The 24,497-nt window shown below is 65.6% G+C and carries 25 protein-coding genes and 1 tRNA gene; 11 read left to right on the top strand and 15 right to left on the bottom strand.

Annotated features, from left to right (window positions below; translation table 11 throughout):
* Positions 1-20: 20 nt before the first annotated feature.
* Positions 21-2,501 (top strand): ATP-dependent DNA ligase, encoded by a 2,481-nt coding sequence (locus QI450_RS17570; protein WP_226773891.1) that lies wholly within the window; start codon positions 21-23, stop codon positions 2,499-2,501.
* A gap of 29 nt (positions 2,502-2,530) precedes the next feature.
* Here QI450_RS17570 and QI450_RS17565 read toward each other — a convergent pair whose 3' ends face one another.
* Both QI450_RS17565 and QI450_RS17560 read right to left on the bottom strand, forming a co-directional pair.
* Positions 2,531-2,788 carry a hypothetical protein gene (locus tag QI450_RS17565; RefSeq protein WP_226773890.1) on the bottom strand — a complete coding sequence of 86 codons (258 nt, stop codon included), beginning with the start codon at positions 2,786-2,788 and terminating at the stop codon, positions 2,531-2,533.
* A 71-nt stretch (positions 2,789-2,859) separates the two neighbouring features.
* Positions 2,860-3,093, bottom strand: a complete 234-nt coding sequence (locus QI450_RS17560; protein WP_226773889.1) for a hypothetical protein — start codon at positions 3,091-3,093, stop codon at positions 2,860-2,862.
* Positions 3,094-3,517: 424 nt separating this feature from the next.
* Here QI450_RS17560 and QI450_RS17555 point away from each other — a divergent pair, with 424 nt between their 5' ends.
* Both QI450_RS17555 and QI450_RS17550 read left to right on the top strand, forming a co-directional pair.
* Positions 3,518-5,131, top strand: coding sequence for an MFS transporter (locus tag QI450_RS17555; protein ID WP_226773888.1), 1,614 nt, complete (start codon positions 3,518-3,520; stop codon positions 5,129-5,131).
* 192 nt (positions 5,132-5,323) lie between these two features.
* Complete coding sequence (locus QI450_RS17550) at positions 5,324-6,385, top strand: FUSC family protein (RefSeq protein ID WP_226773887.1); 1,062 nt, start codon at positions 5,324-5,326, stop codon at positions 6,383-6,385.
* 4 nt (positions 6,386-6,389) lie between these two features.
* Here QI450_RS17550 and QI450_RS17545 read toward each other — a convergent pair whose 3' ends face one another.
* The 8 genes from QI450_RS17545 to QI450_RS17510 form a co-directional block, all read right to left on the bottom strand.
* Positions 6,390-7,172 (bottom strand): SDR family oxidoreductase, encoded by a 783-nt coding sequence (locus tag QI450_RS17545; protein ID WP_226773886.1) that lies wholly within the window; start codon positions 7,170-7,172, stop codon positions 6,390-6,392.
* Between the two features lie 31 nt (positions 7,173-7,203).
* Complete coding sequence (locus QI450_RS17540; protein ID WP_226773885.1) at positions 7,204-7,941, bottom strand: hypothetical protein; 738 nt, start codon at positions 7,939-7,941, stop codon at positions 7,204-7,206.
* Between the two features lie 116 nt (positions 7,942-8,057).
* Complete coding sequence (locus QI450_RS17535) at positions 8,058-8,402, bottom strand: GNAT family N-acetyltransferase (RefSeq protein WP_226773884.1); 345 nt, start codon at positions 8,400-8,402, stop codon at positions 8,058-8,060.
* Positions 8,403-8,496: 94 nt separating this feature from the next.
* Positions 8,497-10,953, bottom strand: a complete 2,457-nt coding sequence (locus tag QI450_RS17530) for an SAM-dependent methyltransferase (protein WP_282468056.1) — start codon at positions 10,951-10,953, stop codon at positions 8,497-8,499.
* Positions 10,954-10,960: 7 nt separating this feature from the next.
* Complete coding sequence (locus QI450_RS17525) at positions 10,961-11,377, bottom strand: hypothetical protein (RefSeq protein ID WP_226773881.1); 417 nt, start codon at positions 11,375-11,377, stop codon at positions 10,961-10,963.
* 503 nt (positions 11,378-11,880) lie between these two features.
* Positions 11,881-12,273 (bottom strand): DUF1304 domain-containing protein, encoded by a 393-nt coding sequence (locus QI450_RS17520; RefSeq protein WP_226773880.1) that lies wholly within the window; start codon positions 12,271-12,273, stop codon positions 11,881-11,883.
* Between the two features lie 147 nt (positions 12,274-12,420).
* Positions 12,421-13,314, bottom strand: coding sequence for an NAD(P)-dependent oxidoreductase (locus QI450_RS17515; protein ID WP_226773879.1), 894 nt, complete (start codon positions 13,312-13,314; stop codon positions 12,421-12,423).
* A gap of 34 nt (positions 13,315-13,348) precedes the next feature.
* Positions 13,349-14,887, bottom strand: a complete 1,539-nt coding sequence (locus QI450_RS17510) for a four-carbon acid sugar kinase family protein (protein ID WP_226773878.1) — start codon at positions 14,885-14,887, stop codon at positions 13,349-13,351.
* Between the two features lie 145 nt (positions 14,888-15,032).
* On the opposite strand from QI450_RS17510, the gene QI450_RS17505 reads away from it, so the two are divergent.
* A complete protein-coding gene (locus tag QI450_RS17505; protein WP_226773877.1) occupies positions 15,033-15,743 on the top strand; it encodes a FadR/GntR family transcriptional regulator in 711 nt (236 codons plus the stop codon).
* Between the two features lie 37 nt (positions 15,744-15,780).
* Here the strand turns inward: QI450_RS17505 and QI450_RS17500 are convergent, their stop codons facing one another.
* Positions 15,781-16,038, bottom strand: a complete 258-nt coding sequence (locus QI450_RS17500; protein WP_226773876.1) for a metal-sensitive transcriptional regulator — start codon at positions 16,036-16,038, stop codon at positions 15,781-15,783.
* A 285-nt stretch (positions 16,039-16,323) separates the two neighbouring features.
* Here QI450_RS17500 and QI450_RS17495 point away from each other — a divergent pair, with 285 nt between their 5' ends.
* The 4 genes from QI450_RS17495 (at position 16,324) to QI450_RS17480 (ending at position 18,392) form a co-directional block, all read left to right on the top strand.
* On the top strand, positions 16,324-17,097 hold the full coding sequence (locus QI450_RS17495) for an SGNH/GDSL hydrolase family protein (RefSeq protein ID WP_226773903.1): 774 nt from the start codon (positions 16,324-16,326) through the stop codon (positions 17,095-17,097).
* A 96-nt stretch (positions 17,098-17,193) separates the two neighbouring features.
* Entirely contained in the window at positions 17,194-17,403 is a 210-nt protein-coding gene (locus QI450_RS17490; RefSeq protein WP_226773875.1) for a dodecin, read from the top strand.
* Positions 17,404-17,628: 225 nt separating this feature from the next.
* Positions 17,629-17,892, top strand: a complete 264-nt coding sequence (locus QI450_RS17485; RefSeq protein WP_226773874.1) for a GlsB/YeaQ/YmgE family stress response membrane protein — start codon at positions 17,629-17,631, stop codon at positions 17,890-17,892.
* A 119-nt stretch (positions 17,893-18,011) separates the two neighbouring features.
* On the top strand, positions 18,012-18,392 hold the full coding sequence (locus QI450_RS17480; protein ID WP_226773873.1) for a hypothetical protein: 381 nt from the start codon (positions 18,012-18,014) through the stop codon (positions 18,390-18,392).
* Here QI450_RS17480 and QI450_RS17475 read toward each other — a convergent pair whose 3' ends face one another.
* The 3 genes from QI450_RS17475 to QI450_RS17465 form a co-directional block, all read right to left on the bottom strand.
* Entirely contained in the window at positions 18,393-19,241 is an 849-nt protein-coding gene (locus tag QI450_RS17475) for a putative protein N(5)-glutamine methyltransferase (protein ID WP_226773872.1), read from the bottom strand. It abuts the gene before it with no gap.
* A 249-nt stretch (positions 19,242-19,490) separates the two neighbouring features.
* On the bottom strand, positions 19,491-20,513 hold the full coding sequence (locus QI450_RS17470) for a PHP domain-containing protein (protein WP_226773902.1): 1,023 nt from the start codon (positions 20,511-20,513) through the stop codon (positions 19,491-19,493).
* A 204-nt stretch (positions 20,514-20,717) separates the two neighbouring features.
* A tRNA-Lys gene (locus tag QI450_RS17465) sits at positions 20,718-20,790 on the bottom strand.
* Positions 20,791-21,003: 213 nt separating this feature from the next.
* Between QI450_RS17465 and QI450_RS17460 the strand changes: the two genes are divergently transcribed.
* The 3 genes from QI450_RS17460 to QI450_RS17450 all read left to right on the top strand — a co-directional run bounded on the left by QI450_RS17460 (position 21,004) and on the right by QI450_RS17450 (position 23,663).
* On the top strand, positions 21,004-21,660 hold the full coding sequence (locus QI450_RS17460) for a hypothetical protein (protein ID WP_226773871.1): 657 nt from the start codon (positions 21,004-21,006) through the stop codon (positions 21,658-21,660).
* Positions 21,661-22,027: 367 nt separating this feature from the next.
* The gene (locus QI450_RS17455) at positions 22,028-22,645 is read left to right on the top strand and encodes a nuclease PIN (protein ID WP_226773870.1); all 618 of its coding nucleotides are present in this window, start codon (positions 22,028-22,030) and stop codon (positions 22,643-22,645) included.
* 1 nt (position 22,646) lies between these two features.
* Positions 22,647-23,663, top strand: a complete 1,017-nt coding sequence (locus QI450_RS17450) for an inorganic phosphate transporter (RefSeq protein ID WP_226773869.1) — start codon at positions 22,647-22,649, stop codon at positions 23,661-23,663.
* A 29-nt stretch (positions 23,664-23,692) separates the two neighbouring features.
* Here QI450_RS17450 and pstB read toward each other — a convergent pair whose 3' ends face one another.
* Complete coding sequence (gene pstB / locus QI450_RS17445; RefSeq protein WP_226773868.1) at positions 23,693-24,472, bottom strand: phosphate ABC transporter ATP-binding protein PstB; 780 nt, start codon at positions 24,470-24,472, stop codon at positions 23,693-23,695.
* Positions 24,473-24,497: the final 25 nt, after the last annotated feature.

Here is a 24,497-nt window from a genome sequence, read left to right as displayed (position 1 = left end):
CGGCGTGGAGGTGAAGCCCCTTGGCTGAAAGGGCGACGGCGAACGGCAAGGAGCGGGTCCGGGTCGGCGGCCGGGAGCTGGTGGTCACCAATCTGGATAAGGTGATGTACCCGCAGACCGGTACCACCAAGGCCGAAGTCATGGCTTACTACGCGGCCGTGGCGCCGGTGCTGATCCCCGCCGCCGCGGACCGTCCGGCTACCCGGAAGCGCTGGGTGCACGGCGTCGGGACGGCCGATGCCCCGGGCGAGATGTTCTTCCAGAAGAACCTGGACCATTCGACACCGGGCTGGGTTCCGCGGGCCGCCATCACCCACAAGCAGCGCACCATCCAGTACCCGCTGGTCAACGACCCGGCCACACTGGCCTGGCTGGCACAGACAGCAGCCCTGGAGATACACGTGCCGCAGTGGTGCGTGGATTCCCACGGCGAGCAGATGCCGCCGGACCGGCTGGTGCTGGATCTGGATCCCGGTGAGGGTGCAGGACTGGCCGAATGCGTCGCGGTCGCCTGGCTCGCCCGGAGTATCCTGCAGGACGTGGGCCTGGATCCCGTACCCGTGACGAGCGGCAGCAAAGGCATCCACCTGTACGCGGCCCTCGACGGCAGCCAGAGCTCCGAACAGATTTCGGGTTTCGCCCACGAGTTGGCCCGCGCCCTGGAAGCCGACCATCCGGAGTTGGCCGTCAGTGACATGAAAAGGACCCTGCGCGCCGGCAAGGTCCTGGTGGACTGGAGCCAGAACAGCGCCGCAAAGACCACCATCGTTCCCTACTCACTGCGCGGGCGGCTCCGGCCCACGGTGGCGGCTCCGCGGACCTGGCGTGAACTCAACTCACCGTCACTGCACCAACTGGACTACCGGGAGGTCCTTGCGCGCGTGAAGTCGGGCAAGGATCCTTTCTCCGTCATCTCCGGCGGGCGCAAGGCAACGGCGCAGCCCGGTGGCCGCCCGAACGGCAGCAACACCACCGGCGACGGCGGCGCCACCGACCCGCGGCTGGAGAAGTACCGCGCCAATCGTGACGCTGGCTCCACCCCTGAGCCCTTCACTGCCGAGCAGTACCGGGCAGCTTCAGAAGGCGGCACCCTCCGGGAGAAGTTCGTCATCCAGGAACACCATGCCAGCCGGCTGCACTATGACCTCCGGCTGGAGCGTGACGGCGTCCTGGTCTCCTGGGCGCTGCCCAAGGGCGTTCCTACGAGCCGGACCACAAACCACCTGGCGGTCCAGACCGAGGATCACCCGATGGACTATGCGGGCTTCGAAGGCACCATCCCCAAGGGCCAATACGGCGCCGGTACCGTCAGTATCTGGGACCACGGCTACTACGATTGCGAGAAGTGGATCGCGGGCAAAGAAGTCATTGCCACCCTCAGCGGCCAGGACGACGGCGGGCTGGCCGGCGCCCGCAGGTTCGCGTTGATCCATACCGGCAGGGGCGAGGAGCAGTGGCTCATCCACCTGATGGACGCGCCGGGCGCGAAGAATGAGCATGCTCCCCCGCCGCAGGAGGAACCTCCGCTGCCCGCCGCCCCGGATCCGGCGGACGTTTCACCGATGCTGGCCAGCCCCGGCAGCGCCGCCGACCTGCCCGGCAAGGACTGGCAGTTCGAACTCAAATGGGACGGGGTGCGGGCCCTGATCGTCGGGGGTGCGGGCAAGATCCGCCTGATCAGCCGCAACGGCAACGACATGTCCGCCGCGTATCCGGAACTGACCAATCGTTCCAGCTGGCCGGAGCAGGACTTCATCGCCGACGGCGAGATAATCGCCGTCGGCCCTTCGGGGCGGCCCGACTTTGGGCTGCTGCAGGGGCGGATGAACCTCGGCAGTGCCTCCGACGTCGCGCAGGCGCGGGCATCTACGCCGGTCCGGCTGATGCTTTTTGACCTCCTGGCCGAGAGCGGCTCGGACCTGCGCCGCCTGCCGCTCGGCCGGCGGCGGGCACGGCTGGAAGCATTTTTCACCCTTGCCGGCGGCCCGGTGGACCTCTCCCAACTAATCCACGGCGATGCCGGGCACATCCTGGAAAGCGTTGAGGAACTGGGGCTGGAGGGCGTCATGGCCAAGCGCACGGACGGCCGCTACGTCGGTCAGCGGAGCCGGTCCTGGCTCAAGCTAAAGTTCGAAAAGACCCAGGAAGTGGTGGTCGGCGGCTGGCGCCCCGGCAACGGCGAGCGCCGCGACACCGTCGGTTCGCTGTTGCTGGGCATTCCGGACGGGCCGACGCTGCGCTACGTGGGCCGTGTGGGCAGCGGCTTCAGCACCCGCGAACTCGGCGGCTTGCGCCGGCAGCTGGAGGCTTTGCCGCGCAAGACCTCACCGTTTGCGGATGTTCCCGCGGAAGACGCCGCCGGCGCCCGGTGGGTGTCGGCCAAGCTGGTCGGCGAGGTTAAGTTCGGTGAGTGGACGGGATCCGGCAAGCTTCGGCACCCGGTCTGGCGTGGCTGGCGTCCGGACAAAAACCCGGACGACGTCGTCGTCGAACACAGCTGAGGGCCCGCCGCGGCGGGCCCTCGCAGTGCTTAGTCGTGATGCGGGACCTGGGGACGACTCTGCCGGTGGATGGCTGCGTCCGCCACCTGCTGTCCTTGTTGTCCCCGGACAACGTCGCGGTCCTTGGGATGGCGGTGCTTCCCGCTGCCGTCCGGCCACTCATGGCCGTCGTCGGGCGACGGGGGTTCCGGGCGTTTACTCTCCGGCCCGGGAACCTCGTCCATGGACTCCGCAAGGTGACCGGCAACCTCGGGCTCGATCTCGTCTTTCGAGTGATGATCCGCCATGGCTCGTCCTTTCCACGATGAAATGAAACGTCCCACCATCCTAGGTCCGCCGGGCGGTGATGTCTCTAGGGTTACCAGCGGACCTTTTTCTCCGCCGGGCCCTGTTTGCCGCTGACGTGCGTTGGCTTGTGGCTGTGGCCGACACTCTGCGAGCCAGCCCCGCCCCGGGACTTGCTCGCGAGCATCTCCTTTTGGGCGTCCGTCAGACGGGACTTGATGCCCTTCCCCTGCTCCGGGCCGGCCTGCGGCCTGCCGTCCGGCTCCGCGCCGCTGTTGCTGCTCTTTGTGGTTTCATTGCCAGTCATGGACTGTTCTCCTTGTGTGGCGTTCGATCGGCGGTGCTGATCAGCAGTGTGTTGCAGTCAACCCTAGGCGCTTTCCGGAAGCCTTGGATACCCCTCCTGCGCGGTGCTTCCCGGAGCCGGAACCCGCCCCGTCGCGGATGAGCCCGTTGTGTTCCGGGAGGCGTGATTCGGGCCCTAAAACCGGCGGCAGACCGCCCGGCCGTGAAATATTTGCGCGGTCCACGGTGCAGACGCGAGTTTCCCAGTAACGACGCGGCGAAACGGCGGAAAGAAATTTCCCGCAACCGGCCCCCTGCGGGGTCGAAATAGCGGATGGTACGGCACCAAACTCGGAAATACCATCGAAATCACGTAAAATTGAAAGCCTGCCCAGAGCGGGGCAGCTACAAGTCGCAAGCAAATGACCTCCATAGGAGTGCACCAAATGCCCAAAGACCGAAGCATGACCGACTCTTCGGCTGGCGTGATCGACGCCGGCCGAACCAACCAAGCTGCCCCCCCGGGTGCGAAGAAATCAAAGCTGCGGACGCGGCGCCGGCTCAAGGAGTCCGACGTCAACGTCGTTAATCGGCCGATGCTCAAAAAGGCACTCGGCGGCACCATCGTAGGTAACACCATGGAGTGGTACGACGTCGGTGTGTTCGGTTACCTGATCACCACGATGGGACCGGTGTTCCTCCCGGAAGCGGACAAGTCTGTTCAGACTCTGTTCCTGCTGGGAACCTTCGCCGCCACCTTTATTGCCCGCCCCCTCGGCGGAGTCGTGTTCGGCTGGCTCGGCGACAAGATCGGCCGCCAGAAGGTCCTCGCCGCAACTCTTATGATCATGGCGGCCAGCACTTTCGCCGTCGGCCTCCTGCCGGGTTACGCCCAGATCGGGATCTGGGCAGCGGTGCTGCTGGTCCTGTTCAAGGTCATCCAGGGTTTCTCCACCGGCGGCGAATACGCCGGAGCCACCACGTTCGTGAGCGAGTACGCCCCGGATAAGCGGCGCGGCTTCTTCGCCAGCTTCCTGGACCTCGGGAGCTACCTCGGCTTCGCGATCGGCGCCGCCCTCGTCTCCGTGCTGCAGCTGACCCTTGGTCAGGACACGATGGAGCAGTGGGGCTGGCGGATCCCGTTCCTGGTGGCGGGCCCCCTGGGTCTGATCGCCGTTTACTTCCGGAGCAGGATCGAGGAGTCCCCGCAGTTCCAAGCCACCCTGGACGCCCAGGCGAACCTGGCCAAGGACGCAACCGCCGGTGACGCCGCGGTAGCCAAGGGCCCGGTAGGCATTGTGAAGGCGTACTGGCGCTCCATCATCGTCGCGATGATCCTGGTGGCCGCCGCAAATACTGCCGGTTACGCCCTGACGTCATACATGCCGACCTACCTCACCGAGTCCAAGGGGTACGACCCGGTTCACGGCACCCTGCTGACGATCCCCGTGCTGGTCATCATGAGTCTCTGCATCCCGCTGACCGGCAAGCTCTCCGACCGGATCGGCCGCCGTCCCGTACTGTGGATCGGCGCCGTGAGCACCGTCGTCCTGGCCGCCCCGGCGTTCCTGCTGATCGGCGTCGGCGAAATCTGGTCCACTTTGCTGGGCCTTGGCCTGGTCGCCTTCCCGGTCACTTTCTATGTGGCCAACCTGGCGTCGTCCCTGCCCGCGCAGTTCCCGACGTCGAGCCGCTACGGAGCGATGGGCATCGCGTACAACTTCTCGGTGGCCATCTTCGGCGGTACCACACCGTTTATCGTTGCGGCCCTGATTAACGCCACCGGCGATGACATGATGCCTGCTTACTACCTGATGGCTACTTCGGCCGTCGGTGCCGTGGCGATCTACTTCCTGAAGGAATCGGCCCGGATGCCCCTGCCGGGTTCCATGCCCAGCGTGGACACCCCCGAGGAGGCCAAGGAACTCGTCGCCAACCAGGACGAGAACCCGCTGATCGACCTGGTGGAAATGGATATGCCGTTTGCCGGCGCTTCGGCCGATGCAGCTGCTGATTCCGTGAACCGCGAGGATGCCGGGACCGTACCCGCCAAAGTCTAAGTCAGCCCCTGGCACCAAGGCCGGGTTTGTCCTGAACCCGGCCTGCTAAACCGTATTCTGTAGCAAGTCCCGCCCATCGAGGCCTGTCTTCCGGTGTTTCCCCTGGGGAACCACCGGAAGGCGGGCCTTAGGCACGTCCGGCACTAAGCCGCGCCGCTAACCGTCCGGCCCCAGCATGGAACAGGAGGCACCGTGCCATCCTTCGGCGCCCATCTCCGCAGCCTCCACCGCCTGGCGCCAGCCAACAAAGACCACGTCTCGGCCTTCCGCGTGGCGGTCAGCGTGGCAGCGCCGTCCCTTGCGCTGCTTGCCGCAGGCCGCCCGGAACTGATGATCTACGCGGTGTTCGGCGCCCTGACCGGCATGTATGGCCGCAACGAACCTCATCAACTGCGGCTCAGGCACCAGGGCCACGCGGCCCTCCTGCTCGTGGGCGGGCTGGCCGTCGGCGTGTTCCTTTCGGTACACCAGCTGCATTCTTGGGCGCTGGTCGTTATCGAAACGGGGCTGGCCGCGGCGGGATCCCTTTTCGCGGACAAGGTGGCACTGAAGCCGAACGGCCCGTTCTTCGGCATTCTGGCATTGGGCGCCTGCGCCTCCATCCCCACAACTGTGCACTGGCACACGGCGGTCCTCATCGGGGCACTGTCGGCAGGCTTTTCCATGGCCGTGGGATTCGGCGGATGGGTGCGGGGCAGAGCCTGGCAACGCGGTGCAGCCCGGGAGATCCCGGCACTGCGCGGGGCCAGACGCCGGGCCGCATGGATTCATGCGGCGCGGTACTTCACGGCCGTCGGGGCAGCTGGCTCCGTCGGTGTGCTCAGCGGCAGCGGGCACCCGCACTGGGCCATGGCCGCCGCCGCGGTACCGCTGGCGGGGGCCGATATGCCCAGCAGCGTTTATCGTGGCCTGCACCGGATTGTTGGCACCCTGGCGGGTCTGGTGGTGGTCGCGGTGGTGCTGTTCCCCTGGACGCTCTCACCCCTGAGGGCGTTTCCCGGACATGAGGCAGCCGTCCTGGCCGTGCTGGTGATTGTCCTGCAGTTCACCACGGAGCTTTTTATGACCAGGCACTACGGGCTGGCGATGGTGTCCTTCACTCCCGTGATCCTGCTGATGACACAGCTCGCCGCCCCCGCCGACCCGCACGTGTTGGTGACCGAACGCGCCGTCGAGACCCTGCTGGGCGCCGGGCTCGGCATCGTTGTTGTGGTTTTGATCCGGCGGCGCCGGTCGCCGGGCGGTCCGCCCTGACCCGTTATTTCGCGCGGCGCGGCGGGCCGGCAACGAGCCTGTCCGGAAGGATGCGGGCGGCCGCGGTCAGCACCTTGTACCGCTTGCTCGGGATGGAAACAGCCTTGCCCGTGGCATTATCGGCGAGGCCTTCGCGCACCACACGCTCGGCCGTCAGCCACATCCAGCGCGGCGTTGCCGCCTTATCCATGCCCATCCGGTCGTGGAACTCGGTGTGTGTGAAGCCGGGGCAGACCGCGGTGACGGTGACGCCCTGCCTGGAGTAGGCGAGGCTGGCCCAGCGGCAGAAGCTGACAAGCCACGATTTCGCGGCCGAATAGCTGCCCCGGGGAAGAAACGCAGCGACGCTTGCGACGTTGATGATCCGGCCCGAGTGCTGGCCGAGCATACCCTGCAGGGCGGCGTGGGTCAGCTGCATGGCGGTCTCGACGTGCAGTTTCAGATGCCTGGTCTCGTCCGCGATGTCGTTCTCCGCGAAGGAACGCAGCAGCCCAATGCCTGCGTTGTTGACCAGGATTTCCACTGGTCTCGCCGGATCCGTGAGCCTGGCGACGACGGCTGCCACGCCGGCGTCGTCCGTGAGGTCGGCGGAGAGAACTTCGGCACGGACGCCGTACCGCTCCGAAAGTTCCGATGCCCCGGCCTGCAGCCTTGCCCTGTTGCGGGCCACGAGGACCACGTTGTGGCCCTGGCCGGCGAGCTGGCGGGCGAATTCGGCCCCGATCCCGGCGGTGGCGCCGGTGATCAGGGCAGTGGAACCGGCAGGCGTCACGGCACGGGAAGTCATGGCCACAGCCTAACCGGTGCCGGCCGCCGCCTCAGGCCAGGGCCTGCCCGGCAGGCAGTTCCACGTCCTCGGGATCGCCTGCAGCGCCGTGGTGGCGCTGCTGCAACTCTTCGGTGGCCAGCTCGTACCAGGTGTGGGCCCCGAAGGACGGGCTGTTGGTGTCGAGGTGCCGGTACAGGGCATCGGCCAGCTGCCCCAGCGCCATGTCGGAGAGTGCCCGGACGGTTGCGGCGGGGTCCAGCGTCCCCTCGAAGTACTCGGTCAGCTGCGGGTCGCTGACGGCGTTGAGCTCGGCCGCTGCCGGGCCGCAGGCCTCGTCCACTCCTGCGGGCAACCCCGGCCCGGAGGGAAGGGCGGCGGGGGACGCGCCCGGCCCCGCAGCAAGGTCAAGTGGCTGCCCCGCCGCGAGTTCCGCCTCGAGTCCGGCGAGGACTTCACCGTCGGAGCCGACGTGCAGGAGGCAGATCGGCAGCTCGGCGGGTTCCGCCAGCGTCATGCGGAACGGCTCTGCGGTCTGCCCGGCACCCCCCGCGAAGGCCACCGTGCCGGTATCGGCCATGGACCGCAGCTGCAGGAGGATCTCGGGGTCCAGGTGGGATGACTTGTGGAGGTCGATGATGACATCGGTGCCCGCACCCAGGCGCCCCGCACGCCGGATGATATGCAGCAGGGAGGGGAAATCAGCTTGGGTAAGGCAACCCGTGACTTCGAGGGTCACGGTTCCGGCGTCGGCCTCCACACGGACAAGCACACGCAGTTTATGGTTCACGGGGTTCTCCAAAGGGACACGTCCAAGAGCCGACTGCGTAACTCTGCTAAAACCTTACGAGGTTATTGCCCCCGGCCACAAGCGGGCGGCGCCGCCAAATTGGGGCCTTCCGGGGTTCAGGCGCCGGCCGGCGGCCGTTCCGGCCAGTCGATGTACTGGGTATAGGAAGCGTGCTTGCGCAGGTAGCGGTAGATAAAGGGGCAGTTGGGGATGATCCGTTTGCCGGCTGCGACGACGTCGTCCAGGGCGAAGTGGGCCAGCACCTTGCCGAGCCCCTTGCCCTGGAATTGCTCGGCCGTATCAGTGTGAATAAAGTCCACATGGCCGGGCTCATCGATGAAGCGGATTTGAACGGCCAGCTGGCCGCCTACGTGGAGCTCATAGCGGTGCAGCTCATCATTACGGGTCGTGGACACGTCCGGGCGAAACGTGTCTTCGCGGGCTGCAGAGTTCTCCGTCATGGTTCGACATTGGCACTTAAAGGCGGGTGTGGCAATGGCAGGCAAGATGCTGCAGGGCGGCGAGGCGGCCCAGTTCCGCCGGCCGGCGGCACCGCTATCCGATCAGGCCCAGTTTCTCCAGCATCTGCCGGTCGGTCTCGGGCGTTGTTGCCGGGGGGAGGTACAACGTAGAAATCCCGGACAGGTCGGATGCTTTGATGGTGTCAAGATGGTTCAGTTGGATTACGGGTGGAAGGTGCCCAAAAGTCGAGGCGTCATAGATGATCACCGGATGGTCCTTGGGATAGAACTCCCCTATTCGTTCAATCAGCACCGGAAAGTTGTGCCTGCGGTAGCCCGAAAAATTGAAGCCGTCGTCACCGGCGCACTCCGCCTGCCACAACAGAACGTGCATGGATGTATCCAGCGTCCGGTTCCTGATCAGGAAGTCAGTGGCGTCCAGGGTCATCAGCCCGAAGGTTGAAGGGTCCAGGCCGAGATCGGCGAAGAGGCTGTCCTGGGCGGAAACGGCCGAGCCCATCTCGGCCCGGTAGCCTTCGCTGCGCGCCCTGCGGATGGCCTCGTGGGTGGACCACGCGAACACTCCGGGGTGGCCATAAAAGACGGCACAGGTTCGGCGGCCCCGGCGCACCTGTTCGAGAATTGCGTCCACCATTGCCCGGTATGTCTCAATCCTTGGCACGCCATTGCCGTACAGCCCGTACAACGAGGTGGAGCGCGGGTTCAACTCATGGATACGAAGCTCCGTGGCAGGGTCCGCAACGCAGTAAAGGACCATATCCGCCTTCATAATTTGAGCCTGCGCGCCGTAACTCAAGTCGGTGATCGGCAGGATTCCAGAGCCCACCACATGCAGGCTCCCGTGCTGCTTGAAGTCATCCTTGGCGAAATACTGGATCGCTCCTTCAATGTCAGCCAGTGCACGCTCCCGCCAGTCGCTTGAATTAGTAGTGGTCGTAGTGGTGTTGTCATTGCTGGTGGTCACGGTCGTATTGTCGTTGCTGGTGTTTGTGCTCGAATTGTAGGTCGTCTGGATATTGATTGTGTTGTTGTTAAAATTGTTGGTGTTGATCGTGATCGGGTCCATGGCGCCGACGCCGGGAGCCAGCTTGTCAGTGACAAGCGCCGCGTAACCTGCCCTTTCCAGTTCCGCGAGCGCGCCAAGGCGCAGCCGTCCGCGGTGCCCCTGCCGGATCGCCTCGGCCTCCTCCGCGCTGAGCCTGGCTGCGGCCAGCAGGGCATCGGGCCCCCGCCGGTAGGCCTCCAGCACGGCAGGGTCGGCCAGTGCCACCAGAAAGCTCGTCAGGGGCGTATTCACCGGTTGGAGGCCCGACGACGACTCCGCCGCCGTCCGGCGCGGAGTCCTCCCCACCGGCTTGATTTCAGCTGCGAGTTTCAGCCCCGCCTCAAAACTGACCCCGTCCAGTCGCTCCACCACACGCTTGGCCTGCCGGACAACACGGCGGGTCCGGTTCGAACCGGAGCCGGCAACAGCGTCAAGGACAATATTGATCCGATCCCGGGATGATCTCTCGATCACAACAGTCTTATCGTCAAGCCAAACGCCGGCGTCCAGGAGCAGCCCATGCAACGCATCCTCGATTTCCGGCCGGCTTGCGGCAAGGAAAGCCAGGGCGGGGCTGACCTGCCTGAGTTCCTCCCACCACAGCCCAAGCCCCGGGTATTCGCGGAAGCCGCCTTCCCGAAAGGCCCGCATGGCTTCCAACGGCTTGCCCAGGGCGTCGTCCTGTGCCGGCCTTGCGCTTGGCGTGGAGAAGATGGTCGCCAGGTTGCAATCCAGCTGGGGAAATCCGCGGAAAACGCCGCGGAGCTCCCAGTCTCCGTCCCCCGAGTCGTCACCGGACCAGCGCCGCAGAATCTCGATCGCGGGATTCGCCACCAGCTCGTCGGTGGTAACAGTAAATGCTTCCGTGCCGATATTGTCATCGTTGTCGCCAAAAGTGCCGTACCAGATCAGCTGCCATCCGGACATGGCATCTTTCACGGCTGCGTGCACAGATGCAGCCGCGGAGGCTTTGACAACGTCTATCTGATCTTTGATTTCCTGGGGAGTCGGGGCAGCCAGCGCATGCTGGAAGCTGGCGGCCACTTTCACCACTGCCAGCTGCACAGCATCCACAAAAGCCGAATAGCCGGTGTTCGCCAGGCTGTCCGGCCAGCCGTCTTCTTCCATAACGGAAACCACCACTCCGCCGATGGCCGGTATGTCATCGTCGTTCAGTAGCGCGCGCAGACCGGCATCGTTGATCGGAATGGGTTTCAGTTTCGTAGTCCATCTACCCACGGCGTCCGGGATCGCGACGTCATCCCCGGCATCAACGTCTGTGTTCCCGAGGTTTCCGTGCGTGCCATTACTCGTGACGATAACGGGAGAACCGATCAGGCCAGCCCCGGCCTCCACAGCAAAGTTGTCCCCGTCGACTTTGAAAAAGGCCGTCCAGATATACGGTTCGGCATTGCCCCACCCGTCACCCTCGTCGTAGCAGTGAAGGTCTTGGAGCACTGTTTCGAGATTTAGTGTGGCACGCATCAGGTTCCTACTTCGTCTCTCCGTCGAGCTTTGGCTGTTCTCCGTTTTCGAGCAACGGACGGTTGACCGGGCCCCGGATCTGGCGGCGAGCCGTGGCTTGGACATGCGGCGATTCAGCCGTCACAGTCAAGCCCGAGACCGCCGACGCCGCACACCTGCCGGCGCTGCTGAGCTGGCTGGTGAAGCACATGCGGCCCGGACCGTAGTGCGTACTGCCGAAGATGTTGAAGGAAAATGCGTACCAGGTGTAGAGCGTTCCGTTCTCACAGCCCTTCAAATGGCTGAAGAGGAAATATCCGGATTCTTCCACCCAGCTAAAGTCGTAGCACCACTTGGTCACTTGCCGGGTACAGGTGTCAAACCACTCCCATGGCCAGGGGCCGGGGCACCAGTATCGTTCCGTAACCACCACTTTTTGCGGCATGGCCGCCTCCTGACACATGGCCCGATCCTACGATCGGGCTGTGGCCGCGCACGAGTAGTTGCGGGCCAACCGAACTAGTCGGAGCGGTTCGTTTTCTTGAACCGCGGCAGGCGCAGAAACCTGTTCAAAACGGCTGCACGTCGTTCGCAGCCGCTGCACGGCGGGATTCCGACCGCTGACGTTACGTCCTTGATGGCATCCCCCAACCCAAGGGAACCACTCAAATCCACCCGAAACAGCGAGATTCTCATGGTCTGCCAGTGGCGTGATCTGGCAGGCCAGGCCTGAAGCTGGATTTCATCCACGGTGTTTCCCCTAGGAGGCCCCGAGACTAATGACGACGCACTTGATGCGGTTCATTCAAGGGCTTCCAAGTCGTGATTTTCCTCAGCAAGACAGGCAACGTCAATAGCAGCCGGAAAGGTGCAGGCAAGTAATGGGTATCTATTGTTTTGCTGTCTTCAGCCGGGCGTCGGCGGCCCGGCGACGGTGCTTCCGAAAGCTCAGGCGGTTAGCAGCCCCAGCACTCCGAACAGAACGGCGAGCAGCGGCGTCGCGCCCTGCGTGGCGGCCGCGCGAAGGTATTTTCGCCCGCTCAGGGCGAGCACGAGGGCTGCCAGAAGCATGGAACCGCAACTGCTAAAGATCAGCGTCCAGCCGACGGGGGTGTGTCCGAGGGCAACGGCACCAGTGCCAGCGAGGGCTCCGGCGGCAAGGAACAGGTTGTAGAAGCCCTGGTTGTAAGCCATCGCCCGGGTGGTCTCGGCGTCAGCTTGCGAGGTGATACTGAAACGCTTCCACGTGGCCGGCCGCGACCAGGTGATGGACTCCATCGTAAAAATGTAGACATGCAACACGGCCGCGAGAAGCGCGAAAAGGAGGGAGGCCAGAATCATGTTTTGATCCTAGCCTCCCGGCTTTCGGGCCGTCGGCAGGCCAGCGGGAGCGGGTGGCCAGTGCCCTGGCAGCGAAGGGCCCGGCCGCGGCGTCCCGCGAACCTGCAGTTCCTGCAGGTTCTCTCCGTCCGCAGGCGGGGCGGGGAACTAGGGGGTGCGCTTGGTGGGCGCAATAACCTTGATAACCGCTGAGTCATCGGCGGAGGCAAGTCCCTGGGCCTGGCCCAGCAGGTACAGCTGCTCGGCAGCGGCAGCCACGGGCGCGGCGAGGCCGGCGGCGCGGGTGGCTTTGCCGACGATGCCCATGTCCTTGACGAAGATGTCCAGGCGGCTGAGGACCTCCGCGCCGTTCTCCGTGTAAGCCTCGAGGATGCGGGGCCCGCGGTTGGAGAGCATAAAGGACCCGGCGGCGCCGGCTTCCAAAGCCGCGAGGGTCTTGGCCTGGTCCAGGCCAAGGGCGTCTGCCAGGGCCATCGCCTCGGCGGCCGCGGCGATGTGGATCCCGCAGAGCAGCTGGTTGACGGTCTTCAGGGCCTGTCCGTCGCCGGGCTTGTCCCCGACGACGGTAAGGGTGGAGGCGAGCAGCTCCAGGACCGGCCGGGCCGCTTCCAGCGCCTGCGGTTCGGCGCCCACCACTATCAGCAGATCGCCGTCGCCGGCTCGCTTCGGTCCGCCGGAGAGTGGCGCGTCAACGAGGGAGACGCCGAATTCGGCGAGCCGCGCGACGGTGGCGGGAATGGCTTCGGTGCCTACGGTACTGCCGAGGATCACGACGGCGCCCGGCAACAGCGCCGAGGCGACGCCGTTCTCACCGAAGAGGACATCGTCCAGTTGCTCGCCGTTGCGCACGGCCAGCAGCAGGGCATCGGCGCCTTCGGCCGCTTCGCGGGCGGAGGAGAAAGTGCGGACTCCGGCTTCATCGGCGAGCCGCAGGCGAGGCTCGGCGATATCAAAACCGTGGACGGTGAGCTGGGTTGCCAGCCGGGTGGCCATGGGCAGTCCCATGGCGCCCAGGCCCAGGACCGTAACTTTGTAGTTCATGATTCTCTCCATTGACATGAGGGGCTTGGGCTGGTCAGAAAGTATTGCTGAGTTTGCGGGTGACCTGGACCAGCGACTCATCGTCGCCCACGTTGCCGGCGAAGACGATGAACGGTATGCCCTTCGCGGGCCCGTCCACCGGTTCCCACAGGCTGACGATGCCCGGCAGCATGGGGCCGCGGACAATCGCGTGCCGGATTTCCAAGCCGTGGGCGGCCACGTCCGAGGACGTGATGCCGCCTTTGGCAATAACAAAGCGCGGCGGGAAAGTCTTGAGGGTCCGGTTCACCACCGCGACGATGGCGGCGGATACGGTGCGTGCGATCCGCAGGCTCTCGGCGGCGTCCTCCGTCTTGATGAGCAGCCGGCTGGTGTGGAGGATAACGTCGGCGGTGCGCAGGGAATCGACGACGGTCCGGACGATTTCGTCGAGGTAGCCAGCGGAATTGCCGGCCAGCAGCTTTTCGACGTCGATCTCCACGATCCGCGCGGCGCTGTGTTGTTCGACAAGGGCCTTGAGCTGGCGGGTGGTGACGCCGACGTGGGAGCCGACCACGATCAGGCCTCCGGCTTCGGAGGGCGTACGGCCGGCATAGGCCTCCTCGCCGCTGAGTTCGGTACGGATTTCCTGCCCGATGCGGCCCCGGACGAACGGCGGCCCCACCCGGTAGAGCAGCTTTTTGCCGCGGCGTTCTGCTTCCTCCAGGCCCAGCGCGAGCGCTCGGAGGTCGTTTTCGGTCACGATGTCGGCCACGATCGGGGTGGAGTCGGTGGCGGAGCCGACAGCATCCGCGATGGCGAGGGCCGAGCCGCGGGGATCGCCGTCCGGGCCGGCGGCACGAATGAGGTCCAGGGTCAGCACAATCACCGAAGCCGCGGGGAAGCGTCCCCCGGACTTCTCCTCCACATACTTGGCAAGTTCGGAATTCACGAAGCCGAAGCTGGCGTCCCGGGCGAATTCGGTTTCAGCCACCGGGGTGAGCTTGCCGGCGTCGCCGCCGGTGCCCCGCATAAAGTGCACACCGCCGATAGTTACGCGCCCGGCGTCGGGGAAGGCCGGAACAATCACAACGCCGTCGGTCACTTCACCGCTGTCAGCGGCGATCGTTGCCGCGATAGTGTCCGGTTCCAGCGGGTAGTGGCCGCGGAGGGTGGAGTCGCTGCGGCTGACGAACGCGAGGCGGAGCCTGGAACTGACACCGCCTGAACCGGCCCCGCCGGTGTGCAGGGCAGCCGCGGCGAGGGCGTTCCGGACCACCTCTTTGTTACGGGCAGCGGCCTCGGCAGGGTCCAGGCTCCGCGTGTTGGTCAGGACATAAACGGCGTCCGGGCGGCGCCCGTTGATCCGGTGGGTGAATGCCCAAGTGAAGTCGGAGACTTCCCACGCGGTGAGGACCGGAAGGTCCGCCACGGACTGGGTACCTGTTGGATCGTCGTCGAGCACCACCAGGATCCGGGGTGAGTGCCTGGCGGAAGCCGCAAGGGCATCGGCAACGGTCCGGGCGGGAATCCGGACCTCCGCCGGGAAGGCGGCCAGCACGTCGGCTTCAAAAACCTCTGATTCAAAGGGCACTTGCACTCCATTGTGGGAACTCTGCTGCGATGTATATTTGTAAGATGTCCGACATCTAATGTTCGAATGCTAGTGTGGCACACGGCACAAAAACGCGCAAGTAAAGTGGCCGGTCAGGCAATTCTGTGGCAGCGGATGGGGAAAATTGGCAAGAAAATCGTTGGTCGGCGTCGTGGCGGATGAACTACTGGACCGCATCATTGCCGGCGAATTCCCGCCCGGGGCCGCCGTACCCGGCGAGCTGGAGCTGAGCGCCCGCCACGAGGTGAGCCGCATGACGGTCCGGGAGGCCATGAAGACCCTCCAGGCCCAGCAGATCCTTAGTGTGGAACGGGGCCGCGGAACCTTTGTCAACCCCCTCAACCGCTGGGCATCCCTGGAGGCGGTCCTCCGGGCAGCCTCGGAGGGAAAGAATGACGCTGCGGCCGCGATTCAGCTGATCGAGTTGCGCCGAATGCTGGAGACCGGGGCGTGCGAGCTGGCCGCCGGCCGGATTGGCGACTCCGACCTCAACACCCTCCAGGGCCAGGTGGAGGCGATGCGGGACGCGCACGAGCGGCACGACGTCGCCGCGTTCGTGGCGGCGGACCTCGCCTTCCACGACCTCATTCTGCGCGCCTCGGAGAACGTTTTTGTAGCAGTACTGTTCGCACCGCTGCACCGGGTACTGGAAAGGCGGCGGACCCAGACGTCCGAGGTGCGCGAAATCCAGGCCCACGCCATCGGCCAGCACAAGAAGATCGTCCAGGCGCTGTCCACGCGGGATCCGCACCAGGCCCGGGATGCCATGGACGAGCACATGCAGCAAACGCTGGATGACCTCAAGAGCTACGTTCTGGCGGCGCGCCGGGACTAATCAACCCAGGGACTAATCAACCCAGGGACTAATCAACTCAGGCGAGCGAAAGGAACAGCTTCTCGAGTTCGGCGCGGTCCAGACTGGGGTCCTCCTGCTGCATACACTGCTGCAGGCCGGTGGCGATGATCGAAAATCCCGCCTTGTCGAGCGCACTGGAAACGGCCGCCAACTGGGTGACAACACTCTTGCAATCGCGGCCCTCTTCGATCATTCGGGTGACAGCGGCGAGTTGCCCCTGGGCACGGCGAAGTCGATTGATGACGGGCTTCATGTCGGCGGCATCGAGTTCCATTTGTTCCTCCGGAATTCACAGGGTGATATTCCATGATATACCCCCGTGCGTATGATCTATACCCCTTAGGGTATTTCAACCCTTCGCTGTCCCCACCGGCACCGGCCCACCCCGGCTGGACCGGCTAGGGACCAAAGTACCTAGCGGAGCTTGAACATTCGGCGTATTGCTGGGGGTGTGAACGCCGCCGGTTTCCTGGAGTCTGGCGCCGGCCAGGCCGGCGCTGGAGGTCCCGCGCCGGGACGGGGCCCGGCCTCGAATCGGCGGGCCACCGCAGGCCCCTGGATTACCGGGCAATGGGGCCGATACGTGGCGATGGGCGATTCGTTTACCGCGGGGCTCGGGGACCCGGAACCACGCAGCCCCGGCGGCATGCGGGGATGGGCGGACCGCATCGCCGAGGAGCTCAGCGAGTCACGGCCGGATTTCCGCTACGCCAACCTCGCCGTCAGCGGCCTCCTGCTGCGCGAGATCCTGGACCGGCAGCTCGGGCCTGCAATTGGGCTGAAGCCGGACCTGGTCACCCTTTCGGCCGGGGGCAACGACCTTGTCTTCCACCGGAGCGATCCCGACCGTCTGGCTGCCGCCCTCGACGCCGCAGTTGGCATGCTCAGTGCCACCGGAGCGACGATTGTACTGTTCACCGGTCCGGACTGGCGCGATACGCCGCTGCTTGGCCACAACCGGGGCCGGGTGGCTGTCTTCAACGAGAACATCCGGACCATCGCCGCACGCCATCACGGGGTGATCGCTGATCTCTGGTCCCTGCGCCAGCTCTCCGACCCGCGAATGTGGGACCCGGACCGCCTGCATTTCTCCCCGATGGGCCACCACACCGTGGCCGCCATGGTGTTGGAATCCCTGAGCGTCCCCCACGGCCTGAGCCCGCTGGAACCCAAACCCATGCCGGCCGGAACGTGGCGGGAAGGCAAGGCCGGAGACCTGGCCTGGTTCACCAACTACCTGCTTCCCTGGATGGTGGGCCGGGTCCGGAACCGTCCCGACGTCCCCCCGCTGGCGCCCAAGCGCCCCGAACCAGGGCCCGTCTCGGTGTCCTGAGGCTCCGCCGCCCACCCCTAGTAACGCAGCACCCTCTCGGCTAACCTGCAGGAACGGCCCACCGCCAGGAAACGATGACGACCACGAGGAGCGAAGTTGCCTAACCACACTTACAGCATTTCCGAAATTGTCGGAACGTCGACCGAGGGGATTGACGCCGCCGTCCGCAACGGCATCGCCGAGGCGGCCAAGACGCTGCGTAACCTCGACTGGTTCGAAGTCAAGGAAGTGCGCGGCCACCTCGAAAACGGACAGGTCGCCGACTGGCAGGTCACCATCAAGCTCGGGTTCCGCCTGGAGCGCTGACCGCAAGCAGCCGGAGACCCTGAATTCCGCCGGTTGCCGCCAACCCGCGGCGGTTCCGGTGACATCAGCACAGGCCTGCCAACGGTCCCGGCGGCGCCCTCGTCGGGACGCTTCCACTGCCTCAGCTGGCTCATTTATGCTAAGCATGATTAGTATTGAGGCAGAAGGATGTAGCGCACCCGGCAATCCGGGTGCCTCCTCTATGTAGAAGAAGGAACGATAAAAATGGGCTTTCTTGCATTTCTGATTCTGGGTCTTATCGCCGGCGCCATTGCCAAGGCAATCCTGCCGGGCCGTCAGGGTGGCGGCATCATCATCACGCTGATCCTCGGCGTCGTTGGCGCCCTTCTGGGTGGCTTTATTGGCGGCGCGCTGTTCGGCGTGGGCATCAACGAGTTCTTCTCGCTGTCCACTTGGCTCCTGGCCATCGGCGGTGCGATCATCGTCCTGCTCGTTTACGGCATGATCTCCAAGCGTTCAGCCCGCTAAACGCGACTGCAAGCGAAACCGGTCCCGGGATATTTCCGGGACCGGTTTTTTGGCACCAGCCTCGTGGCAGAAATTGCTGGACACCCATGGTGAGCACCACCAACAAGCAGGAGGACAGTATGAAAGGCAAACTTCTTTTCGGAGCCGGAATCGCCGCAGGCTACGTTCTCGGGTCCCGCTCCGGGCGGGCGGCGTACGAGAGGCTCAAGGCACGCACGGCGGGCCTGTGGGCAAGCCAGCCGGTCCAGGACACTCTGAGTGCAGCGGCCGGCGCAGTGAAGGACAAAGCACCCGAAGTTACTGAACAGCTTGGCGAGGCGGCCCGCCGCGCCGGTACGGTGATCGTTTCCGCCGTCCGCAGCGACGCCCCGAAGGGGACAACGGCCGACGTCGAGTCCGACCCGGCTCTCAACGACCAGCACGGCCAGGACTGGTCCGACGAAGGCGGGGCCACCCCGGCCGGAGCCGCGACCAACATCGATCCGGACAGGGTTTCCTAGCTACACCGGAGCTCCCGGCTGCACGGGCGAAACGCCCACAGCCGTTCCTGCGACGACAGTTCCGATCACAACCGTGGCGTCCAACGCCTTGGAACTGGCCACCCGGGCCGTGAGTCCGTTCCGGATGAACAGTTCGACGGTCCGCGGCGCCTGCCGCCGGCTCGTCTCGATCAGGAGGGAGCCGCCAGGCGCCAGCCAGTCCGGCGCCGCGGCGGCCACCCTTCGCTGTACCTGAAGCCCGTCCGCACCGCCGTCGAGGGAAACCCGAGGTTCGTGCAGGCGGGCTTCCTGCGGCATGGTGGCGATGTCCGCTGAAGGAACATACGGGGCGTTCACCGCAAGGACGTCGACCCGGCCGCGGAGCCGCTCCGGGAGAGGCTCGTACAAGTCCCCTTGGTGGACAGCACCGCCGGACGGCACAATGTTCACGGCGGCGCAGCGCACCGCCGCGGGGTCGATGTCCGCAGCATGCAGCTCAAGGGGACCGGCCAGCGCCGCGAGCGCTGTTCCGACCGCCCCTGACCCGCAGCAAAGGTCTACAACAACGGGCAAGCGGCCCACGATTGAAGGTGCGGCCAGCAGCCGGGCCGCCTGCCGGACGAGGAACTCGGTGCGGCGGCGGGGCACAAAGATGCCGTGATCCACCCGGATCCGGAGTCCGCAGAACTCCGCCCAGCCCAGGATGTGTTCAAGCGGCAGACCGGAAGCCCGCTGCTGCACGAGGGCTTCCAGATGGCCAGGCGACGCGGCGGCCGTCGCCAGCAGCCCCGCTTCCTCCTCGGCAAAGACGCAACCAGCGGCCCTAAGCCTTGTAATAGCCGTCAGCAGGGGTGCAGGAGGGGTCTTCACTATTGAGACCGCCTTCCGGTGATGGCCCAGTAGCCCTCATGCTATCGAAGTGCGGGAATGGCGCCAGGCCCAACCAGACAACAGTTGCGCAGACGTTCGCTGCCCGCCGCAGCCGGGCAAGATGCGCACACCCCACCTCCCGAACCGGTGGGCATGTCCATCCTCCGCGCCCGGGACTGGGCCCAGCAGCACTATGTCCAGTCCTGCCCGGCCCCGGAGAGCATGCTCCGGTGCAGCGGCGGGCTACAGTCAGCCTCTCGAACCGGCCCACTCGAGCAGGCGGTCCAGGGGCCAGCTGGTGATGATCCGTTCCGCCGGTACACCATGGCGTTCGGCTCGCTCGGCACCATACTGCAGGAAATCGAGCTGGCCGGGGGCATGGGCATCGCTGTTGATGCTGAACAGGCAGCCGGCGTCGAGAGCAAGCTCAATGAGGGCGCCGGGCGGGTCCCGGCGCTCCGGCCGGGCGTTGATTTCAACGGCGACGTTGTGCTCCGCGCAGGCAGCGAAGACTTCTTTGGCCTTAAACTCCGACGGCGGACGCGTTCCACGGTTCCCCTGGACCAGCCGGCCCGTGCAGTGTCCGAGCACGTTTGTGTGCCGGTCGGCGATCGCGCCGAGCATCCGCCGGGTCATGGTGCGTTGCTCAGCACGAAGCTTCGAATGCACACTGGCGACGACGATATCCAGGCGGTCCAACACCTCCGGGGCCTGATCCAGGGTGCCGTCCTCGAGGATGTCGGCCTCGATGCCCCGCAGCAGGCGGAAGCCGCCGCCGTTGTTGGCATTGATTCCGGCGACGACGTCGAGTTGTTCGAGGAGCCGTTCGGCGCTGAGCCCGTTGGCGATCTTGAGGTTGGGTGAATGGTCGGTGAGTGCGAGGTACTCACGGCCCAGCAGCCTGGCGCCAGCTGCCATGGCCTCAATCGTGGATCCGCCGTCGGACCAATTACTGTGGGCGTGCAGGTCCCCGCGGAGGGCAGCCAGCAGCGTGCGCCCGCCCGGCGCCAGCGGCTCTGCCCCCCGGCTCCGCAGCCCGCTGAGGTACTGGGGTACATCGCCGGCGAGCGCCTCGCTGATGACCTGGAACGTCCGGTCGCCAATACCTTTGGTCCGCTTGAGCCGGCCGTCCCGGGCACGGGCCGCCAGTTCATTTGTCCCGAGACCGGCGATGATTCCGGCGGCTTTCCGGAAGGCCTGGATCTTAAAGCTTGGGGCGAGCCCGCGTTCAAGCCAGAAGGCAATCTCGTTCAGCGCGTCGACGGCATCCATGGCACCATTTTGCACCCGCAACCAGCCTCTGGTGACCCCGGCGGCGGCGGGCAGGTCCGCCACACCCGGCGGGCCGATACCAAGAACCGGAACCGGCACGGCGGTGAGCACCAGTACGGCCCTCTCGGGCGGACCGCCGGCCCCCTGCTGCGGTCTTAAGACAGGAGCAGGCCAGAGGACATTTCCTCTGGCCTGCTCCGTGGGTGGGCCCTGTGGGGTTCGAACCCACGACCCACGGATTAAAAGTCCGATGCTCTACCAACTGAGCTAAAGGCCCCAGCTGACGACCTTCAACGGCGGATAAATCCACTGTTCAAGGGCCGATCAGCCCAGTCCATTTCTGGACGTTAATACTGTACCCCAGACCTGGGCGGATTATTTGCATCGGGCGGGATCGCCGCCGTCGTGTGCCCTGTTCGTGGGCCGGGGGCACAGGCCGGCGAGGGCCCACACGCTCGATTCCCCGACAGCACTGGAGTAGCGTGGTGGCATGAGCGAGCAAGCAGGATCCAGCACCCCCGGACCGCACCGGCATCACAAGCCGAAGCCCTTCGCCCCCATCGACTTTGAGCCCTTCGCCGGCGGGGCCGACCCTGCCCGCGTCTCCGAGGCCGCCCATCTTGCAGCCCAGGCACTCGTGCGCCGCGGACGCGACAACGAGGACCCGGCAGTGACCAAGCGGCTGGTGAAGCTCGCCGATGAACAAGGCCTCGAAGCCATCGCCGAGATGTGGGCCGAAAGCCCCGCACGCTCGCTCCCGGGCGCCCTCTGGCGCCTATACGCCCTGCGGGCCGCCACGATCCAGGACGCCGAGCGGATCTCCGTGTACTTCAAAGCCGGCAAAGACACCGCCCAGGTCGCCCGCGTGGTGGCCGGCGCCGCGGAGCCGCCAGGAGCCGAGGAAATGAAGTCGATGGCGGACGCCATCCTCTCCGGCGCGTTCGAGGGCGAGTTCGACGTCGCGCTGGAACGTTCTGCCGCATTCTGCCGCGTTGTGGCGCTGGGCCAGGCCACTCTCGCTGACGGTGCTGAGCACACCAACGAGAACCACGCGAGCAAGCTGACGCGCAATTCGCATCTTTTGGTCAAAACGGCCGAGGACCTCGAACACGCCGCCAACGCATGGCGCCTGGGCGAGCTGGACTAGGCCGGGGCGGGGTGCCGGCCGGCACCCGAAAAGCACGCCGCACACCGGCTGTCAATGTTGACTTGTCACCGGCCACGTAGAAAACTAAAGGCGGTGCCGAACCGCGAAACCCCCGGGCTTCAACATCTAGCCGCCTAGAGCGGCCTACCGCCGAGAGGCGTCTCCGGTTCGGCACCATTTTTATGCCCGGTTTGACGCCGCGCTCCGCTTCCGCCCCGGGGCGCTGTCACATTCCGGAGCCCCGCCGGCGCCTATCCGAGGCTGTCCGGGCGGACGGTAATGTATTCCTTATGCGCGGGTCTTCCTCACCTCACACGTCCGGCCCCCTACCCCCGCGCGCCTCCCTCCCGAAGACCGGAATTCACACGTGAAGCTGCGCCTTTTCCCCCAGGAGCCCGCCGGGCTGAACATCCTCGCCCAACTTGCCGGCCAGCTTGTCCTCGCCACGGGCACCCTCTCGGAAATCCTTGGCGCACCTGCGAGTGAAAACGCCAGGCTTCTCGAGGACATGCACAACCACGAAGCAAAGTCCGCGGAACTGCACTTCGCCCTCTTGACGCATATGCGCACTTCGTTCGTGAACCCGCTTCCCCGCGAGGACATGTACGCCCTCTCCCGATTCCTGAATGAGGCGATGGAGAAGCTCGATGCAGCCGCTGACCTCGTGTCCCTGTACCAGCTGGACCGCCTGCCCAAACGCGCCGCGGACCAGCTGGAGATCATTAGCAGGCAGGCCGAGCTCACCGTGGACGCCATGCGGAGGCTGGACAACCTGAACGACCTGGAGGACTACTGGATCGAGGTCCTCCGCCTCGCCAAACGCGCCGAGCGCTCCCACCGGGTCTGGGTCGCGGACATGCTTCACGAAATGAAGCCGGCGCGCTTCGCCCGGAACCGGGATATCGCCGAGCAGCTGGTGGGGGTCAGCAGGGAGATGCGCCGGATCGCGACCCAGGTGGGCAGCATCATCGTCAAGGAATCCTGACGTGACGATGATGCTGTTTGCCCTGGTTGTGGTTTTCGCCGGGGCTTTCGCTTTCCTGAACGGTTTCAGGGACGCCTCAGCGGCGGTAGCGATAGCGGTCCGGACGCGGGCCCTCACGCCAACCGTCGCAGTGCTGCTGGCCGCGTTCTTCAACTTCATCGGCGCCGCCTTGAGCGCAGCCCTGGCCCTTGGGGTCAGCCAGACCTGGGTGCGCCTGCCCCCGGGGGTGAACGGGCTCAGCATCCTGATCGCCTGCCTGGCTAGTGCCGTGCTGTGGGGCATCTACACCTGGTGGCGGGGCGTCCCGTCGTCATCCACCCACGCCCTCGTAGGCGGGCTGGCCGGCGCGGGTGTCGCGAGTGCGGCGCTCGGCGGGAACGACGTCGGCGGCGTAGATTCGTCCCTGCTCCTCCAGGTGGTGCTGCCCCTGCTGCTCTCGCCGGTAATCGCCTTCGCCGGCGCCTATTTGCTGGTCTGGCCGGCGACGTGGGCAGCCCGGTACACACCGCCAAACGTCGTCAACGGCCGGTCGCGACGGGCCCAAAGCATCGCCAGCGGCGCCGTCGCCTTTGCCCACGGCCTGCAGGACGGCCAGCGCACCGGCGCAGTCCTGATCCTTGCGCTGCTGGCGTCCGGGCTAGCCGGCGAAGGCGCTATGCCGGTCTGGGTGGCGCTGTTCCCGGCTGTCCTGCTGACCGCCGGCACCCTGGCAGGCGGCTGGCGGATTTCCTACACCATCGGCTACCGGATGATCCGGATGGATCCGCTGCGCGGTTCGATCGCACAGCTCTTCAGCTCGGCGATCCTGTTGATTGGCGCGATCGGCCTGTACTGGCCGATCTCGACGACCCACACCGTCACCTCCGCCGTTTTAGGCTCCGGCACCAACCAGGCGTTCCGGGCCACCGACCGAAAGGTGGTGATCCGGATCCTGATGTTTTGGGTGCTGACTCCGGTGGCCACCGCGGCGACGGCATTTGTGCTCGCCTTGTCCCTCTCGCCGCTGGGCAATCCCTAACGACGCCGTAAGCGCTCCGCGCGGAGCGCTTACCCGAAGCGGCCGGAAACGTAGTCCTCGGTGGCTTTCTCGGTGGGGTTGCTGAACATGGTGTGGGTGTCGCCGTATTCGATCAGCTTGCCTGGCTTGCCGGTGCCTGCGATGTTGAAGAACGCCGTCCTGTCAGACACCCGCGCGGCCTGCTGCATATTGTGGGTCACGATCACCACGGTGTACTGGTCCTTGAGTTCGTTGATCAGGTCCTCGATGGCAAGGGTGGAGATCGGGTCCAGCGCGGAGCAGGGCTCATCCATCAAGATGACCTGCGGCTCAACGGCAATCGCGCGCGCGATGCAGAGCCGCTGCTGCTGGCCGCCGGAGAGGCCCGAGCCGGGCTTACCCAGCCGGTCCTTGACCTCGTTCCACAGATTGGCACCCTGCAGGGAGCGTTCCACCAGGGCGTCGGCTTCGCCCTTGGAGATCTTTTTGCTGTTCAGCTTGACGCCGGCGAGCACGTTGTCGCGGATGGACATGGTGGGGAACGGGTTGGGCCGCTGGAACACCATCCCGATCTGCGCGCGGACGGTCACCGGGTCAACCCCGGGCGCGTACAGGTTGTCGCCGTCGAGCAGCACCTCGCCCTCAACGCGGGCTCCGGGGATCACCTCGTGCATCCGGTTCAGGGTGCGCAGGAAAGTGGATTTGCCGCAGCCGGACGGTCCGATGAAAGCCGTCACGGATTTGGGTTCGATGTTGATGCTAACGTCTGCGACGGCCAGGAATTTGCTGTAGTAGACGTTCAGGTCCTTGACGTCGATGCGCTTAGACATGATGTTCCTTCACTTGCTGGAGGTA

This window comes from Arthrobacter sp. EM1 (assembly GCF_029964055.1).
Lineage (GTDB): Bacteria > Actinomycetota > Actinomycetes > Actinomycetales > Micrococcaceae > Arthrobacter.
Note: the sequence above shows the minus strand (reverse complement) of the source record. Positions and strands in the feature narration are given on the sequence as shown.